Source organism: Sphingopyxis sp. H053, assembly GCF_001468225.1.
Classification (GTDB): domain Bacteria; phylum Pseudomonadota; class Alphaproteobacteria; order Sphingomonadales; family Sphingomonadaceae; genus Sphingopyxis.
Genome location: NZ_LNRU01000002.1, coordinates 215,435 through 230,177, shown reverse-complemented (window position 1 = coordinate 230,177; position 14,743 = coordinate 215,435). Strand labels below are relative to the sequence as shown.

Here is a 14,743-nt window from a genome sequence, read left to right as displayed (position 1 = left end):
GGTGCCATCATGTCCGAGTCCTTCAAGCGCGTCGTCCTCGCCTATTCGGGCGGCCTCGATACCAGCGTCATCCTGAAGTGGCTGCAGGTCACCTATGGCTGCGAGGTCGTGACCTTCACCGCCGACCTCGGGCAGGGCGAAGAGATCGAGCCCGCGCGCGCTAAGGCCGAGCTGATGGGCGTGAAGCCCGAACATATCTATATCGACGATGTGCGCGAAGAATTCGTCCGCGATTTCGTCTTCCCGATGATGCGCGCCAATGCGCGGTACGAGGGCGACTATCTGCTCGGCACCTCGATCGCACGCCCGTTGATTTCGAAGCGTCTCATCGAGATCGCCAAGGAAACCGGCGCCGACGCGGTCGCGCACGGCGCGACGGGCAAGGGCAATGACCAGGTGCGCTTTGAGCTCAGCGCATATGCGCTGAACCCCGACATCAAGGTGATCGCGCCGTGGCGCGAATGGGACCTGACCAGCCGCACCGCGCTGATCGATTTCGCCGAAAAGAACCAGATCCCGGTGCCGAAGGACAAGCGCGGCGAAAGCCCGTTCAGCACCGACGCGAACCTCCTCCACACCTCGTCGGAGGGCAAGGTGCTCGAGGACCCGTGGGAAGAAACCCCCGACTATGTCTATTCGCGCACGGTGAATCCCGAGGATGCACCCGACACGCCCGAATATATCACGATCGATTTCGAGCGCGGCGACGGCGTCGCGCTGAATGGGCAGGCGATGTCGCCCGCGACCTTGCTCGCGGCATTGAACGACCTCGGCCGCAAGCATGGCATCGGCCGCCTCGATCTCGTCGAGAACCGCTTCGTCGGCATGAAGTCGCGCGGCATGTACGAAACGCCCGGCGGCGAAATCTATGCCCGCGCCCATCGCGGCATCGAAAGCATCACGCTCGACCGCGGCGCAGCGCACCTCAAGGACGAGCTGATGCCGAAATATGCCGAGCTCATCTACAACGGCTTCTGGTTCGCGCCCGAGCGCGAGATGCTGCAGGCGGCGATCGACCACAGCCAGGCGAATGTCACCGGCACCGTCCGCCTCAAGCTCTACAAGGGCAACGCCAGCGTCGTCGGCCGCAAGTCGCCGCTCAGCCTGTACAGCGAACGCCATGTGACGTTCGAGGACGATGCCGGCGCCTATGATCAGAAGGATGCGGCGGGCTTCATCAAATTGAACGCCTTGCGCTTGAAATTGCTCGCGAAACAGGGTCAATAAGACGGCCGGGCACGGACCCGGCTGCGACAGGAGCCTTGGTCCATGTTCTCGCTTTTGCTGGCCGCCGCCGGCTTGACGCCCGCGTTCAACGACGCCTCTTATGTTGATCTCGGCTATGTGAACCGCACCGCGGGTGAATGTGTCGCGAGCTTCGGCACCGGTTCGATCGAGATTCGCCAAGCGTTCAACGAGGCCGACCGCACGATGATCAATGTCGCGGTCGTCACCGGCAAACCGACGCGCGCGCTGCCTTTGGGCGCGAAGCTGTGGGCGAAGTCGAGCTATGGCCCCGCGTGGCGCGCGGTCGTGATCGAATCCTCGCCGCAGCGGCTTCGTTTCGTGGCGCACAATCGTTTCGTCGGCGATCTGTTCAGCGAAGACTCGCTGACGATCGCACTTCACGAGCGGCTCGATGCGGGCGATGCGGTGCTCGTCGACGCGGGATCGGACACCACCGGTTTCCGCGAAAAGCTCGCCTCGGCATTCGACTGCTCGGACGGCCTCGGCATCTGATTTTGACGCCGATGAACGGCGACGCGGCGCCGGGCAGAAAATCGGTGGCGCCCGCGGGTGATCGTCGGCACATTCGGTAGCATGCGCTTCTTCGACTTCTCATCGTGGCAAAGCATCGGAACGACGCTGCTCGGCCTCGCGCTCGTCACGCTGATCGGCGTCGGCATCCGGCTGATGGTGATGATGACGATCCAGCAGCGCCGCGAACGGATGAACCGCCAGATCAACGAGCGGCTGCGCACGCTGATGGCGGCGTACAAGACGCTCGGCGGGTCGTTTACCGGCGATCTGATGGTCGATCCGCGCCATCTTCGCGACATCCGGCGTCAGGCGGGCGAGACGAAAGTGGAGCCCGCGATCGACCTGTCGGACGAGGCGGCGCCGGAGGATGACGAGCCAGGCGAATCGGATCGCCCGCGCCGCATTCGCGACGCCGTCGAGGCCGCGCTCTCCGACATCATCCTGCTCGGCACCGAGACGCAGGTGCGGCTCGCCAGCCGCGCGGCGCAGGAGCTTGCCGAGGGGCGGCCGGTGCATGTCCACGAACTCGTCGTCGAACTGCGCAATTTCATCCGCAAGGCGCTCGACCTCGATCCGGTCCCCGCCGACGTTATCATCCCCGCGCAGGGTCCGACGCGTCCGTCGGGCAGCGGCGGCAAGAGCGGCGGCCGCGGCAGCGAAGCGCGCGGCGGCGCTGGCGGCGGGCGCGGCGGCGGAGGAGGCGGCGGAATGGGCATGGCGGGCGGTCTCGGTGTCGCCGGCGGCGCGAGCCTTGCGCGCGGATCGACGCCGGGCGAGGCTGCAGACGTATCCGGTGAAGCGCAACAGAAATGAGGGGTTAGCAAGCGGCCCGCTCCTGCGCTAAGGCGCGGTCCATGACTGCGACCCGCTTTTTCTCCGACAATGCCGCGACCGTCCATCCCGTGGTGATGGAGGCGATGGCGGCCGCGAACCAGGTCGACACCGCCTATGACGGCGATGCGCTCAGCCAGTCGCTCGACGCGACATTCTCGGAGCTTTTCGAGACGACATGCGAAGTCGTCTGGATCCCGACCGGGACCGCGGCGAACAGCATCATCCTCGCGCATTTCGTGCGGCCTTGGCAGGGCATCCTCTGTTACGAGGAAGCGCATATCGAAGTCGACGAATGCGGCGCGCCGACCTTCTATTCGGGCGGCGCCAAGCTGATGCCGCTCCCCGGACGCGGCGCAAAGATCGATACCGAAGCCCTGAAAACCCGCATCGCCGGCATTCGGCAGGATGTGCATCAGGTACAGCCCGCGGCGGTCAGCATCACCAACGCGACCGAATATGGCCTTGCCTGGCGCGCCGAAGAAATCGGCGCGATCAGCGAGATCGCCAAGGGCGCGGGCATGAAACTCCACATGGACGGCGCACGCTTCGCCAATGCCGTCGCTTTCCTCGGCTGCGCGCCCGCCGATGTGACGTGGCGGGCGGGGGTCGATGCGCTGTCGTTCGGTTTCACCAAGAACGGCGCGATGATGGCCGAGGCGATCGTCTTTTTCGGCGGCAGCGGCGGGGCCGGGGTGCGCGAACTCAAGAAGCGCGGCGGCCATTTGCTCAGCAAGGGGCGGTTCGTCGCGGCACAGATCCGCGCGATGCTCGCGAACGACCTGTGGCTCGCCAACGCGCGCGCCGCCAACGCCGGCGCCGCCAAGCTCGCGGCCGCGTGCGGCGGCCGGCTGATGCATCCGGTCGAGGCGAACGAGCTGTTCGTGCGCCTGACCGCCGAGGAAGCGGCGAAGCTGCGCGGCGCCGGGTTCGATTTCTACGACTGGGGCGAAGGCGCGGCGCGCCTCGTCGTCAGCTGGGATCAGGACGCCGAGGCGGTCGCACCGCTGGCGGCCGCGATCGGCGCATTGTGAGTAGCGAGCAGCCACCCACGCTGCTCAGCCCGCGCGTTTTGTTGCCCTTCATGCTGGTGACGCTGATCTGGGGCTCGACCTGGATCGTCATCACCGGGCAGCTCGGCGTGGTCCCCCCCAGCTGGTCGGTGACCTATCGTTTCGCGGTCGCGGCGATCGCGATGTTCGCCTTTGCCGCGATCCGCCGCGAACCGCTTCTGCTCGCGCCGCGCGCAATGCTCTTTGCGGTTGCGCTCGGCATCGCGCAGTTCGCCTTCAACTTCAACTTCGTCTACCGCGCCGAGCAGCACATTACTTCGGGCCTTGTCGCGGTGCTGTTCGCGCTGCTGATCGTACCCAACACGCTGCTCGGCCGTGCCTTCCTCAAGACCCCGCTCGAAGGGCGCTTCCTTGCGGGAGCGGGGATTGCGATTGTCGGCGTCGGGCTGATGATCCTTCAAGAGTATCGCGCCGCCGCGGTCGGCGCGGGCGAGGTGCTGCTCGGCACGATACTGACCCTCGCCGGGGTGATGGGCGCGTCGACCGCCAACGTCATGCAGGGAACGCGTATCGCGCGCGCGCAGTCGATGGTGGTGATGATAGCGTGGGCGATGCTCTTCGGGGCGCTCGCCGACGGCAGCTATGCGTGGATCACCACCGGGCCGCCGGTGATCGAGGCGACCGCGACCTACATCGGCGGCGTCCTCTATCTTGGCGTGATCGCCAGCGCGGTGACTTTCCCGCTCTATTTCAACATCATCCGCGCGGTCGGGCCGGGGCAGGCGGCGTGGTCGAGCGTGCTGATTCCGATCATCGCGATGGGCTTTTCGACCGCGTTCGAGGGCTATCGCTGGGCGACGCTGTCGATCGCCGGCGGGGTTGTTGCGCTGATCGGGCTGGTGATCGCGGTCGCGAAGCGGCCCGATCGGCCGTCGGTCAGCGGCAATATGGTTTCGGTCCCGGTCGAGCCCGAGAGCTAGTTGCCATTGGTGTGTTGTTTCAGTAGGACGCTCCCATGAAACATCTCCTCGGCACCTTTCTCCTTCTCGCTACGCTTCCGGCGGCGCCCGCCTTTGCGCAGACCGCCTGCACACCCGGCACCTATGCCGCCCCCGACGGCGATTTCGTCGTGCTGGTGAAGTCGCCCGCGGTCGCGGCGCCGGGGCTGCGCTATATGTTCCACGACGGCCGCCGCGGCGCGACCACCGATGCCGACGTGCCGCTGACATGCGGAACGGGCGACGTGGCCGTCGGCGGCAAGCGCTGGGCACCGATCGCCTTTCGCGAAACCCCCGCGACGTTCGACAGTGTCGGCACGAAGATGACCGGTGTGCTGATTGAACCACCGGGCAACGACGCCAAGCGGCCGCTCGTCGTGATGGTGCACGGATCCGAACGCACCTCGCCGATCGGCGGCGTCTATGGCTATGCGATGGCAGCGCAGGGGATTTCGGTCTTCGTCTACGACAAGCGCGGCACCGGCGGCTCCGAAGGCGAATATACGCAGAATTTCGAACTGCTTGCCGAGGATGCGGCGCACGCGCTGGGGCGGGCGCGCAGCATGACGGCGGGCCGTCACGGTCGCGCGGGCTTCTTTGGCGGCAGCCAGGGCGGCTGGGTCGCGCCGCTCGCCGCGACGCGGACGAAGGCCGATTTCGTCGCGATCGGTTTCGGCCTCGTCGCCTCGCCGATCGAGGAAGACCGCGAGCAGATGGTGTCGGAGGTCCGCGCGGCGGGGCTTGGCCGCGACGCCGAGGCGCTCGTCGAGCGATTGTCGGACGCGACCGGCAAGCTGCTGCTGTCCGGTTTCGCCGAAGGCTACACCGAACTCGACGCGGTGCGCGCCGAGATGGCGGGCCAGCCGTGGGCGGCGAAGATCGCGGGCGAACATAGCGGCGCGATCGCGCGGATGTCCAACGGCGAGCTGCGCCGGGTCGGGCGCGCGCGTTTCGACAATCTCGAACTCATCTGGAATTATGACGCGCTTGCGGCGCTGAAGAAACTCGACGCGCCGCTGCTCTGGGTGCTCGCGGGCGAAGATCGCGAGGCGCCGATCGAAACGACGCGCGGCGCGCTGCTCGGGCTCGCCAAAGCGGGCAAGCCCGTCGACGTCTATCTCTTTCCGCAGACCGACCACGGCATGTGGGAATTCACCACCGACGCCAGCGGCGAACGCCAGATCACGCGCATCACCGACGGCTATCTGAAACTGCTCGCCGACTGGATCAAACGCGACGTGCGCGGCACCTACGGCCGCGCGGAGCGGCTTACCCCGCGCTGATACGTTCGATATCGGCGCCGACGGCCTGGAGCTTCTCTTCGAGCCGCTCATAACCCCGGTCGAGGTGATAGACGCGGTTGACCTCGGTCGTGCCCTGCGCGGCGAGGCCGGCGATGATCAGGCTCATCGAGGCGCGCAAGTCGGTCGCCATCACGGGCGCTCCGACCAGCTGATCGACCCCGCGCACCACCGCGCTGCGGCCGCGCACGTCGATGTCGCAGCCCATGCGCGCCAGTTCGGGGACGTGCATATAGCGGTTCTCGAAGATGGTTTCGGTGAATAGCGAGGCGCCCTTGCCGAGCGTCGCCATCGCCATGAACTGCGCCTGCATGTCGGTCGCGAAACCCGGGTAGGGCGCGGTCGACAGCGTGACGGGTTCGGCGCGGCCCGACATGGCGACGCGGATGCCGCCCTTGGTTTCCTCGACTGTCGCGCCGGCCTGGCGAAGCGCGGCGAGCGTCGCTTCCATCTCGTCGGCCTTCGCGCCGACCAGTTCGACATCGCCCTCGGTAATCACCGCGGCGCAGGCATAGCTGCCCGCCTCGATGCGGTCGGCCATCACGCGATAGGTCGCGCCGTGCAGCCGGTCGACGCCTTCGATCACCAGCGTTTCGGTGCCGATGCCGTCGATATGCGCGCCCATTGCGACGAGGCAGTTGCAGAGGTCGACGATCTCGGGCTCGCGCGCCGCATTTTCGAGGACGCAAGTGCCCTTCGCGAGCACCGCGGCCATCAGCGCATTTTCGGTCGCGCCGACCGAGACGACGGGGAAGGTGAATTTGCCGCCGGGCAGGCGTCCGCGGCCCGGCGCGCTCGCCTTCACATAGCCCGAGGCGAGCTCGATCTCGGCGCCAAAGGCTTCCAATGCTTTCAGGTGGAGGTCGATCGGGCGATTGCCGATCGCGCAGCCGCCGGGCAGCGACACCGTCGCCTCGCCCGCGCGCGCTAGCAGCGGGCCGAGTACGAGGATCGACGCGCGCATCTTGCGCACGATGTCATAGGGCGCGACGGTCGAGGTCAGCGTCGTCGTGCGCGCGGTCATCACGCGGCCGAAATCCTCGGGGCGCGATCCCTCGATCGTCGTCGAGCAGCCGAGCTGGTTGAGCAGGTGCCCGAACCCGTCGACATCGGCGAGCCGCGGCAGGTTGCGCAGCGTCAGCGGCTCGTCGGTAAGCAGCGCGCAAGGCAGCAAAGTGAGCGCCGCATTCTTCGCGCCGGAGATGGGGATTCGGCCCTTGAGTCGCTGGCCGCCGCGAATGACGATTTGATCCATCGGCTGTCTTTAGCGCATGCGCGATGCCGCGCAAGCGGGCTGGGCAGGTGACTGTGGAAGATAAGCCGCTTTGCCCTTGGCTCTCCTGTTGCGGTGGCGCGATCCGGCGCGAAAGCCAATAGATCCGGCGGAACAATCGAAGTCGCACCATGGTTAAGTCGTCCCCGATGACAACGGGCTTTCGCCGTGGCTTTCCGGTCCGAAATATGAAACTATTCAGGTCAATATTTCGTCGAACCAGGGCAAGCGTAAGCGGAAACGACTTTTCACAGGGGAGTAAGGTCATGCGGAATAATGTCGTCACGATCATCACTACGGCCACGTTGATCGCCAGCCAGCTTGCCGTCCCGGCGATGCCGCAAGCGACGACGCTGCCCTATCCGCCGCCGGGCGGCCCCCAGATCCAGCCACCGCGTCCGGTGCCGCCTTATCCGGGCGGGCCGCAAATCCAGCCGCCGCGTCCCGGAAATGGTTATGGGTATCAGGGAACGATCCGCTGCGAATCGCGGAACAACCAGATGCAGCGCTGCAATGTCCGCACCGGCAATCGCGTCGACCTGCAGCGCGTGATCGGCGGGCGCTGTTCGAAGGGGCGCGACTGGGGCTTCACTGCCAACCAGATCTGGGTGTCGGGCGGCTGCCGCGCCGAATTCGCGTATGGCTATGCCAATGATGGCGGCTATCCGACTCCGCTGCCGCAGCCGGTCGACGATTATGCGGGGACGCTGCGCTGCGAGTCGCGTAGCAATCGCTACGAACAGTGCAACGTTCGGACCAACGACCGGGTCGAGTTGCTGAACAGGTTCGGCGGCAAGTGCAACGCCGGGCGCCAATGGGGTTACACCAGCGATTATATCTGGGTGGACAAGGGCTGCCGCGCCGAGTTCGGCTATGGCTACCGGAACGTCCGTCCGCCCGAAAAGGACAAGGACAAGGGGCCGAGCACCGGACTCATCATCGGCGGCATCGTCGTCGCGGGCGGCCTGATCGCCTTGCTGGCGAGCCAGAAGAAAAAGAAGGCGGCGACCGAGCAGACGACGACGCCCGTGGATACGGCAACGCCGACCTATCCAGCCGGTCCGCCGGCAACGCTGAGCGCCAACCTGTCGGCGCTACCGAGCGCTTCACGGCCGTCGGTGCAGAATTGCATGACCGATGCGGCGCGGCAGATCGGCGTTACGGGCGGCACCCGGCTGTCCTATGACAAGCTGATTTCGCTCGAACAGGGCAATGGCGGCTGGCGCATCCGCGCGACGATGACCGCGACCTATCCCGACGGCGCCAAGCAGATCGAAATGTATTGCCGCGCGACGCCGAGCGACATCATCCAGCTCGACTTCAGCTAGACAGGAAGCGGGCGTCCGATATCTTCTGCCGCCCCGGGTGAAAGCCGGGGCGGCTAATTTTTGACGAAGACAGGGTCGGAAACGCGATGCGAAGGGATGGTGGGCCGGCTGCGGCGCTTTGGTCGCGGGCCTATCCGCTGTTGACCGTAACCGCTCTGTTCTGGGCGGGGAATTCGATTGTCGGGCGCGCGGCGCGCGACCTGGTGCCGCCCGCCGCCTTGTCTTTCTGGCGCTGGACTTTTGCGCTTTTACTGTTGTTGCCGCTCGCCTGGCCGCATCTGAAACGCGACTGGCCGGTGCTGCGCGCGAACTGGTCGATCGTCGCGCTGCTCGGCGCATTGGCGATCGGGTCGTTCAACATCCTGCTCTACACCGGCCTGCAGAGCACCACCGCGCTCAATTCGATGCTGATCCAGTCGGCGCTGCCGGCGCTGGTTCTCATCGTGGGCGCGTTGGTGATGGGCGACCGCACCACCCTGCGCCAGATTGCGGGCGTGCTGATCTCGCTCACCGGCGTGCTGGCGATCATCGCGCGCGGCGACCCGGCGATGCTGTGGGGATTGCAGCTCAACATCGGCGACGCGATCATCGGCGGCGCGGTTCTGCTTTGGGCGCTTTACTCGGTGCTGCTCCGCCGCCGGCCCGCGGTGCATCCGCTGAGCTTCCTCGCGGCGTCGATGGTGGTCGGCATCGCGGTCATTGTGCCCTTTTACGCGCACGAGCTGTGGTCGGGGCGGCTGATCGTTCCTGCGACGGGTAGCGCGCTCGCCATCGCCTATGTCTCGATCTTTCCGTCGTTCCTCGCCTATCTCTTCTTCAATCGCGGGGTCGAACTGATCGGCTCGGCGGCGACGGGGCAATATATGAATGTGATGCCGCTGATGGGGGCGGGCCTCGCGATGCTGTTCCTCGGCGAAGTGCTGCACCTGTTCCACATCATCGGGCTGGCGCTGATCGTCGCCGGCATATTGGTCGCCGGGCGACCGTCACAGCCCGCAGCCCAGGCTTAAGCCAACGCCTCTTCGACCTGTGCGAGACGGTCCTTGCCGAAGAACATCTCGCCCCCGACGAAGAAAGTCGGAATGCCAAACACGCCGCGTGCGACCGCGGCCTCGGTGTTCTGGGCCAGCTTCGCCTTGATCTCGGGTTCCTGCGTGCGCGCGAGCAGCGTGGGGGCGTCGAAGCCGTTCGCCGACAGGAAGGTCGCGATGACCTCGGGATCGTCCATCTTCAGGCCATCCTCCCACATCGCGCGGTTCACCGCGTCGACATAATCGTCGAGCACGCCTTCGTCCTCGGCGACAACCGCGCCGCGCATGATCGTGAGTGTATTGACCGGGAAGTGCGGGTTAATACGAAATTTCGTGAGGCCGTGCCTTTCGATGAAGCGCCGCATTTCGAGGTTCTCGTAGGCGAGCTTTGCGGGGGCGTCGGCATATTGCACCATCGGCGCCTTGTTGCCCGTCGCCTTGAAGATGCCGCCCAAAAGACAGGGGGTTATGATCAGGTCGGCGCCGGTGCGGTCGAGCAGTTCGGGGAGCGCCTTCATGCACAGATAGGCGTTGGGGCTACCGAAATCGAAGATGAGTTCGAGGCTTTTCGTCACCATTTTTCTCCCCAAGGACGGAGGTCGAGTTCGTGGGTCCACGCGCTTTTGGGTTGCTTGTGGAGCATCACATAGTTGGCGGCGATGGCGGCCGGATTGAGGATCAGATCCTGCGCTTTCGCATTGTCGAAATCGGGGTGGCGGCCCTTGATGAAGTCGGTGTCGATCGCGCCATCGATGATCGTGTGCGCGACATGTACGCCCTGCGGCCCGAGCTCGCGTGCCATCGACTGCGCGAGCATGCGGAGTGCGCCCTTCGCACCCGAAAAGGCGGAAAAGCCCGATCCGCCGCGCAAGGATGCGGTTGCGCCGGTGAAGATGATCGTGCCGCGGCCGCGCGGGCTCATGTGTTTCGCCGCTTCGCGCCCCATCAGGAAACCGCCGAGGCACGCCATTTCCCAGACCTTGGTGTAGACGCGCACGGTCGTTTCGGCGATCGGGAAATTGACGTTCGCGCCGATGTTGAACACCGCGACTTCGACGGGGCCGACCTCGGCCTCGACCCGATCGAACAGCGCGATCATCGCCTCCTCTTCGCGGGCGTCACCGGCGAAGGCGCGCGCCTGATGCCCTTCGTCGCGGATCGACTGCGCGAGCGCTTCGAGCGCGTCGGCATTGCGTTCGCGGCGGTTGACGCAGGCGGTGAGCCCCTCGGCGGCAAAGGCACGGGCGATGGCGCCGCCGGTGGCGTCTCCGGCCCCGATGATGACGGCTGCGGGATTGGGCATGAGCGACTCTCCTCTTGTGTTCGATAGTAACTATGATAATCATAGTGACAAGCTGTTTCTTCTCTCGTCATTTCCGCGGGGCCGCAGGCGGCGCGAAGCGCCAACGCGGGAATCCCGCTTGGGCCGCGAGCGATAAATTAGCGGGACCCCCGCCTTCGCGGGGGTGACGAAATGGAGGATGGCTTGCCCAAACGCGCGGACCTGTCGGACACATTATGCCCCGTCGGCCGATCGGCCGAACTGCTCGGCGACCGCGCGGTGCTGTTGATCCTGCGCGAATTGCTCTTCGGTCGGCGGCGTTTCGAACTGATCGCGGCGAACACCGGGCTGGGGCCGCAACTGGTATCGGCACGGCTCAAGATGCTCGTGGCGGAGGGGGTCGCCGAGCGCCGCGCCTATAGCGAACGGCCGCTACGCCACGATTATTGGCTGACCGATAAGGGCAAGGCGCTGTTCGATGTGCTGTACGCGATGCGCAACTGGTCCGAACGCTGGGCTTACGAACCCGGTGAAACGGGCGACGGGCCCGCGATCCGTTATGTGCATCGGACGTGCGGGGCCGATGTCGGGACCGCGAAAATCTGTCCGGGGTGCGGCGCCGAACTCGGTTATGGGGATTTGAAAGGCGAACCGTCGCTGGCGCTCAAGGCCGAGCAGGTAGCGCGAACGGCCTGACTTACGCCTTCTCCAGCGTGCATTGCAGCGGGTGCTGATTCTGCCGCGCGGCATCCATCACCTGGTTCACCTTGGTCTCGGCGACCTCATAGCTGAACACGCCGCACACGCCGACGCCCTGCTGGTGGACGTGCAGCATCACCTGCGTCGCCTGTTCGATATCCATGTTGAAGAAACGCTGGAGCACCATCACGACGAATTCCATCGGCGTGTAATCGTCGTTGAGCAGCAGCACCTTGTACATCGAGGGCTTTTTCGCCTTCGCGCGCGTACGCGTCGCGATGCCGACGCCGGGGGTGCCGGGCGAGCCATCGTCCTTGTCCGCCATGGCGCGGGGCGGCTGGTTTGTTGCAACAGGAAACATCATGGGCAGGAATATCGCAAGCCGCGGGCGAAGCGCAAGAGGCGCGGTCGCGGATTTTAACCTCTCGTTCGCCAGCCGGGTCGGGTGGCCGCAAACAAGAACCGCCCGCTTCCCGGGGGAAGCGAGCGGCCTTGGGATGTCGGCGCAGGCGGGGAGGGGAGGGGGAGGGTGCCCGCGCCAACGGTGGAAGGTGAAAGCGCCTTAGGCGGCCTTCATCTTCGAAGTGATGACCGAAACGCGGTTCGAGATCGGCGCAAAGCTGTCGTTCGTCAGCTTGACGACGAGTTCGCTGGTCTTCGAGGTCTGCGCAACAGCGGCGTCGAACGCCTTCTTGCTGTTTTCGGCATAGAGCTTGAAGAAGTCGGCCGGGGTCTTGACGGCGGTGTAGCCCTTCAGCGCGGCGGTCGTGTCTTCAAAGCTCTTGCGAGCATAGGTCACGCCTTCCTGGCCGAGCGTTTCGATGCCCTTGGCAGCGATCTTGCCGGCTTCGACGAGCGCTTCGACGTTCGCCTTGTTGAATTCGACGGCATCTTCAGCCAGCTTGCTGGTCTTGCTCATCGCTTCCTTGGCCTTCTCGTTGAAGTCGGCGGTCAGGGCTTCGGCGCGGGTCTTCGCTTCGTCGGCGAACTTCTTGACGGTGTCGTTCATGGTCTTGAATCCTTTGGTGGCGGCTGCGACCGGCTTCGGCGCGGCGTTAAGGGGCTTGGATGCAATTTTCACGGTCGCCTTCTTGGGAGCGACCTTCTTGGCAACCGCCTTGGGGGCAGCGGCCTTCTTCGCGGCCGGCTTGGCTTTTGCCTTCACCGTCTTGATCTTTACGGGGGCCGGTTCGGCCTTCGCTACGGCCGGAGCAGCAGCGGGGGCCGGCGCGGCGGGGGTTGCCACCGGCTTGGCCGGGGTTTCCAGCGTCGCGGCTTCGAAAGCCTTTTCGGCACTATCCATCTTGGTAGCCATCGGTGGTACTCCTCTATGTTGCAGTGCACAATATAGGAGCGGCGCGGCGATTTCAAGGATATTTTTTGTGCACTGCACAAAATTCTTGTCGCTGCGCCCCGAAGACAGGATATTCGCTAGATATTACCGCTGTTTGACATAGCGGCCGGGGGCGTCCTCGATGGCCTTTTTGGCGCCTTTTCCGGGGATGCGCGCGCCCTTCGCCGGGATTTTTGCGCTATCCCGCTGCGAAATCCACCCGATCCAGTGCGGCCACCAGCTGCCCTTGGTCTCGCTCGCGCTCGCAACAAAATCGTCGAGCGTCGCGGCGCTGCTGTCACCGGTCCAATATTGATATTTGCCTGCGGCGGGCGGGTTGACCACCCCCGCGATATGGCCCGAGCCCGCGAGTAGGAAGGTCTTCGGCCCCGACAGATGATCCATCAGCCGCCAGACGCTGGCGAGCGGCGCGATATGATCCTCGCGCCCTGCCTGGATATAGGCCGGGGTCATGATCTTCTTGAGGTCGATCGGCGTCCCCATCACCGACAGGCTGTTCGGAATCACCATGCGATTGTCGCGGTACAGGTCGACCAGATATTGCCGGTGCCACTTCGCGGGCAGGTTCGTCGTATCGCCATTCCAATAGAGAAGGTCGAAGGGCGGATAGTCGTTGCCGAGCAGATAATTGCTGACGACATAATTCCAGATCAGGTCGCGCCCGCGCAAGCTGTTGAAGGTCGCTGCCATATAGCGTCCGTCGAGAAAGCCCGGCGCTGAGAGTTGCTGGAGCAGCGCGAGATAGCTGTCGTCGACGAACATCTTGAGGTCGCCGGCATGTTCGAAATCGACCTGCGCGGTGAAGAACGTCACCGACTTCACCTTGTCGGCCTCGCCGCGCGCCGACAGCATCGCGAGCGTCGCCGCAAGCGTGGTGCCCGCAACGCAATAGCCGATCGTGTGAACCGCGGGGACGTCGAGCGTCTCGCGCACCGTATCGATCGCATCGACCTGCGCCGCGATATAATCGTCCCACACAATCTCGCTCATCGACGCATCGGCCGATTTCCACGACACCATGAAGACGCTGAGCCCCTGTTCGACCGCCCACGCGACGAAGCTTTTCGCGGGGTTGAGGTCGAGGATATAGAAGCGGTTGATCCAAGGCGGGAAGATGAGGAGCGGGACGGCGAACACCTCCTTCGTCGTCGGCGTGTACTGGATCAGCTGGTAGAGATCGGTCTCGTGGATCACCTTGCCCGGCGTCGTCGCGATATTGACCCCGACCTCGAACGCATCGGGATCGACATGGCTCAATTGCCCGCGCGCCAGGTCGGTGAGCATATGCTTCAGACCCTTGAGCAGGCTTTCGCCGCGCGTTTCGACCGCGCGCTTGATCACTTCGGGATTGGTGAGCGCAAGATTGGTCGGCGCCATCGCGTCGGCCATCGCCTTTGCGGCGAATTCCATTTTGGCGCGCGCGGCAGGGTCGGGGCCGTCGAGCTGGCGCGTCGTCGCGAGCATCTGTTCGGCGAGCAGGCCATAGGTCTGGCGGATCATCGCGAACACCGGATTGGTCGTCCATTCGGCATCGGTGAAACGGCGGTCTTTTGCGCCCTCGACCGGCGCGTCGGGCGCGATCGGCTGGCCGATGCTGGCGAGCGAGGTCCAGAAGGCGACGCCCTGGTCCCACATCTTCGACGATTGCTCGGTCCACAGCTTCGTCGCGGGATTGTCGAGCCATTTGGCGGGGTCGAACAGCGCCGCGGCACTCGCATTGCCGTCGTTCGCCTGACCCAGCGCATATTCGAGCATCATCTGCTGCGCCCGGCCGATCACGCTCGCCCAATGTTGCATGTCGTCGGGGGATGGCATGAAGGGATTCGGCGTTTCGATCGTATCGTCCTTGCCCGTGTCGTTCATGCTCGTTCC

The 14,743-nt window shown here is 65.1% G+C and carries 15 protein-coding genes; 9 read left to right on the top strand and 6 right to left on the bottom strand.

The window, feature by feature from the left end:
- Positions 1–9: 9 nt before the first annotated feature.
- The 6 genes from ATE70_RS04285 to ATE70_RS04260 all read left to right on the top strand — a co-directional run bounded on the left by ATE70_RS04285 (position 10) and on the right by ATE70_RS04260 (position 5,886).
- Positions 10–1,227: an argininosuccinate synthase gene (locus ATE70_RS04285; RefSeq protein WP_058536710.1), complete on the top strand. Its 1,218-nt coding sequence runs from the start codon at positions 10–12 to the stop codon at positions 1,225–1,227.
- A 42-nt stretch (positions 1,228–1,269) separates the two neighbouring features.
- Positions 1,270–1,740 (top strand): hypothetical protein, encoded by a 471-nt coding sequence (locus tag ATE70_RS04280; RefSeq protein ID WP_058536709.1) that lies wholly within the window; start codon positions 1,270–1,272, stop codon positions 1,738–1,740.
- A gap of 81 nt (positions 1,741–1,821) precedes the next feature.
- On the top strand, positions 1,822–2,574 hold the full coding sequence (locus ATE70_RS04275) for a hypothetical protein (RefSeq protein ID WP_058536708.1): 753 nt from the start codon (positions 1,822–1,824) through the stop codon (positions 2,572–2,574).
- A gap of 41 nt (positions 2,575–2,615) precedes the next feature.
- Entirely contained in the window at positions 2,616–3,626 is a 1,011-nt protein-coding gene (locus tag ATE70_RS04270) for a threonine aldolase family protein (protein WP_058536707.1), read from the top strand.
- A 50-nt stretch (positions 3,627–3,676) separates the two neighbouring features.
- Complete coding sequence (locus ATE70_RS04265) at positions 3,677–4,585, top strand: DMT family transporter (protein ID WP_082639650.1); 909 nt, start codon at positions 3,677–3,679, stop codon at positions 4,583–4,585.
- 35 nt (positions 4,586–4,620) lie between these two features.
- Positions 4,621–5,886: an alpha/beta hydrolase family protein gene (locus tag ATE70_RS04260; RefSeq protein ID WP_058536706.1), complete on the top strand. Its 1,266-nt coding sequence runs from the start codon at positions 4,621–4,623 to the stop codon at positions 5,884–5,886.
- Here ATE70_RS04260 and murA read toward each other — a convergent pair.
- Positions 5,873–7,159: a UDP-N-acetylglucosamine 1-carboxyvinyltransferase gene (gene murA, locus ATE70_RS04255; RefSeq protein WP_058536705.1), complete on the bottom strand. Its 1,287-nt coding sequence runs from the start codon at positions 7,157–7,159 to the stop codon at positions 5,873–5,875. The two genes, ATE70_RS04260 and murA, sit on opposite strands and share 14 nt — an antisense overlap.
- A 284-nt stretch (positions 7,160–7,443) precedes the next feature.
- Between murA and ATE70_RS04250 the strand changes: the two genes are divergently transcribed.
- On the top strand, positions 7,444–8,505 hold the full coding sequence (locus tag ATE70_RS04250; RefSeq protein ID WP_058536704.1) for a DUF3011 domain-containing protein: 1,062 nt from the start codon (positions 7,444–7,446) through the stop codon (positions 8,503–8,505).
- A 140-nt stretch (positions 8,506–8,645) separates the two neighbouring features.
- The gene (locus ATE70_RS04245) at positions 8,646–9,515 is read left to right on the top strand and encodes a DMT family transporter (RefSeq protein WP_197411385.1); all 870 of its coding nucleotides are present in this window, start codon (positions 8,646–8,648) and stop codon (positions 9,513–9,515) included.
- On the opposite strand, the gene ATE70_RS04240 is transcribed toward ATE70_RS04245, so the two are convergent.
- Both ATE70_RS04240 and ATE70_RS04235 read right to left on the bottom strand, forming a co-directional pair.
- Positions 9,512–10,114: a 2-hydroxychromene-2-carboxylate isomerase gene (locus ATE70_RS04240; RefSeq protein WP_058536702.1), complete on the bottom strand. Its 603-nt coding sequence runs from the start codon at positions 10,112–10,114 to the stop codon at positions 9,512–9,514. The two genes, ATE70_RS04245 and ATE70_RS04240, sit on opposite strands and share 4 nt — an antisense overlap.
- Entirely contained in the window at positions 10,108–10,839 is a 732-nt protein-coding gene (locus ATE70_RS04235) for an SDR family oxidoreductase (RefSeq protein ID WP_058536701.1), read from the bottom strand. The genes ATE70_RS04240 and ATE70_RS04235 overlap by 7 nt, the downstream gene beginning before the upstream one ends.
- Before the next feature lie 183 nt (positions 10,840–11,022).
- On the opposite strand from ATE70_RS04235, the gene ATE70_RS04230 reads away from it, so the two are divergent.
- Positions 11,023–11,514 carry a winged helix-turn-helix transcriptional regulator gene (locus tag ATE70_RS04230; RefSeq protein WP_231732736.1) on the top strand — a complete coding sequence of 164 codons (492 nt, stop codon included), beginning with the start codon at positions 11,023–11,025 and terminating at the stop codon, positions 11,512–11,514.
- A 1-nt stretch (position 11,515) separates the two neighbouring features.
- On the opposite strand, the gene clpS is transcribed toward ATE70_RS04230, so the two are convergent.
- From clpS to ATE70_RS04215, 3 genes are all read right to left on the bottom strand, one after another.
- The gene (gene clpS / locus ATE70_RS04225) at positions 11,516–11,878 is read right to left on the bottom strand and encodes an ATP-dependent Clp protease adapter ClpS (RefSeq protein WP_405053443.1); all 363 of its coding nucleotides are present in this window, start codon (positions 11,876–11,878) and stop codon (positions 11,516–11,518) included.
- A gap of 201 nt (positions 11,879–12,079) precedes the next feature.
- Complete coding sequence (locus ATE70_RS04220; protein ID WP_058536698.1) at positions 12,080–12,832, bottom strand: phasin family protein; 753 nt, start codon at positions 12,830–12,832, stop codon at positions 12,080–12,082.
- Positions 12,833–12,955: 123 nt separating this feature from the next.
- The gene (locus ATE70_RS04215; protein ID WP_058536697.1) at positions 12,956–14,734 is read right to left on the bottom strand and encodes a PHA/PHB synthase family protein; all 1,779 of its coding nucleotides are present in this window, start codon (positions 14,732–14,734) and stop codon (positions 12,956–12,958) included.
- Positions 14,735–14,743 lie beyond the last annotated feature (9 nt).

Coding starts and splice junctions, on each gene's coding strand:
- ATE70_RS04285 (WP_058536710.1), top strand. CDS start 10: ATGTCCGAGTCCTTCAAGCGCGTCGTCCTCGCCTATTCGGGCGGCCTC.
- clpS (WP_405053443.1), bottom strand. CDS start 11,878: ATGTTTCCTGTTGCAACAAACCAGCCGCCCCGCGCCATGGCGGACAAG.
- ATE70_RS04270 (WP_058536707.1), top strand. CDS start 2,616: ATGACTGCGACCCGCTTTTTCTCCGACAATGCCGCGACCGTCCATCCC.
- ATE70_RS04215 (WP_058536697.1), bottom strand. CDS start 14,734: ATGAACGACACGGGCAAGGACGATACGATCGAAACGCCGAATCCCTTC.
- ATE70_RS04275 (WP_058536708.1), top strand. CDS start 1,822: ATGCGCTTCTTCGACTTCTCATCGTGGCAAAGCATCGGAACGACGCTG.
- ATE70_RS04240 (WP_058536702.1), bottom strand. CDS start 10,114: ATGGTGACGAAAAGCCTCGAACTCATCTTCGATTTCGGTAGCCCCAAC.
- murA (WP_058536705.1), bottom strand. CDS start 7,159: ATGGATCAAATCGTCATTCGCGGCGGCCAGCGACTCAAGGGCCGAATC.
- ATE70_RS04280 (WP_058536709.1), top strand. CDS start 1,270: ATGTTCTCGCTTTTGCTGGCCGCCGCCGGCTTGACGCCCGCGTTCAAC.
- ATE70_RS04260 (WP_058536706.1), top strand. CDS start 4,621: ATGAAACATCTCCTCGGCACCTTTCTCCTTCTCGCTACGCTTCCGGCG.
- ATE70_RS04250 (WP_058536704.1), top strand. CDS start 7,444: ATGCGGAATAATGTCGTCACGATCATCACTACGGCCACGTTGATCGCC.
- ATE70_RS04265 (WP_082639650.1), top strand. CDS start 3,677: ATGCTGGTGACGCTGATCTGGGGCTCGACCTGGATCGTCATCACCGGG.
- ATE70_RS04220 (WP_058536698.1), bottom strand. CDS start 12,832: ATGGCTACCAAGATGGATAGTGCCGAAAAGGCTTTCGAAGCCGCGACG.
- ATE70_RS04235 (WP_058536701.1), bottom strand. CDS start 10,839: ATGCCCAATCCCGCAGCCGTCATCATCGGGGCCGGAGACGCCACCGGC.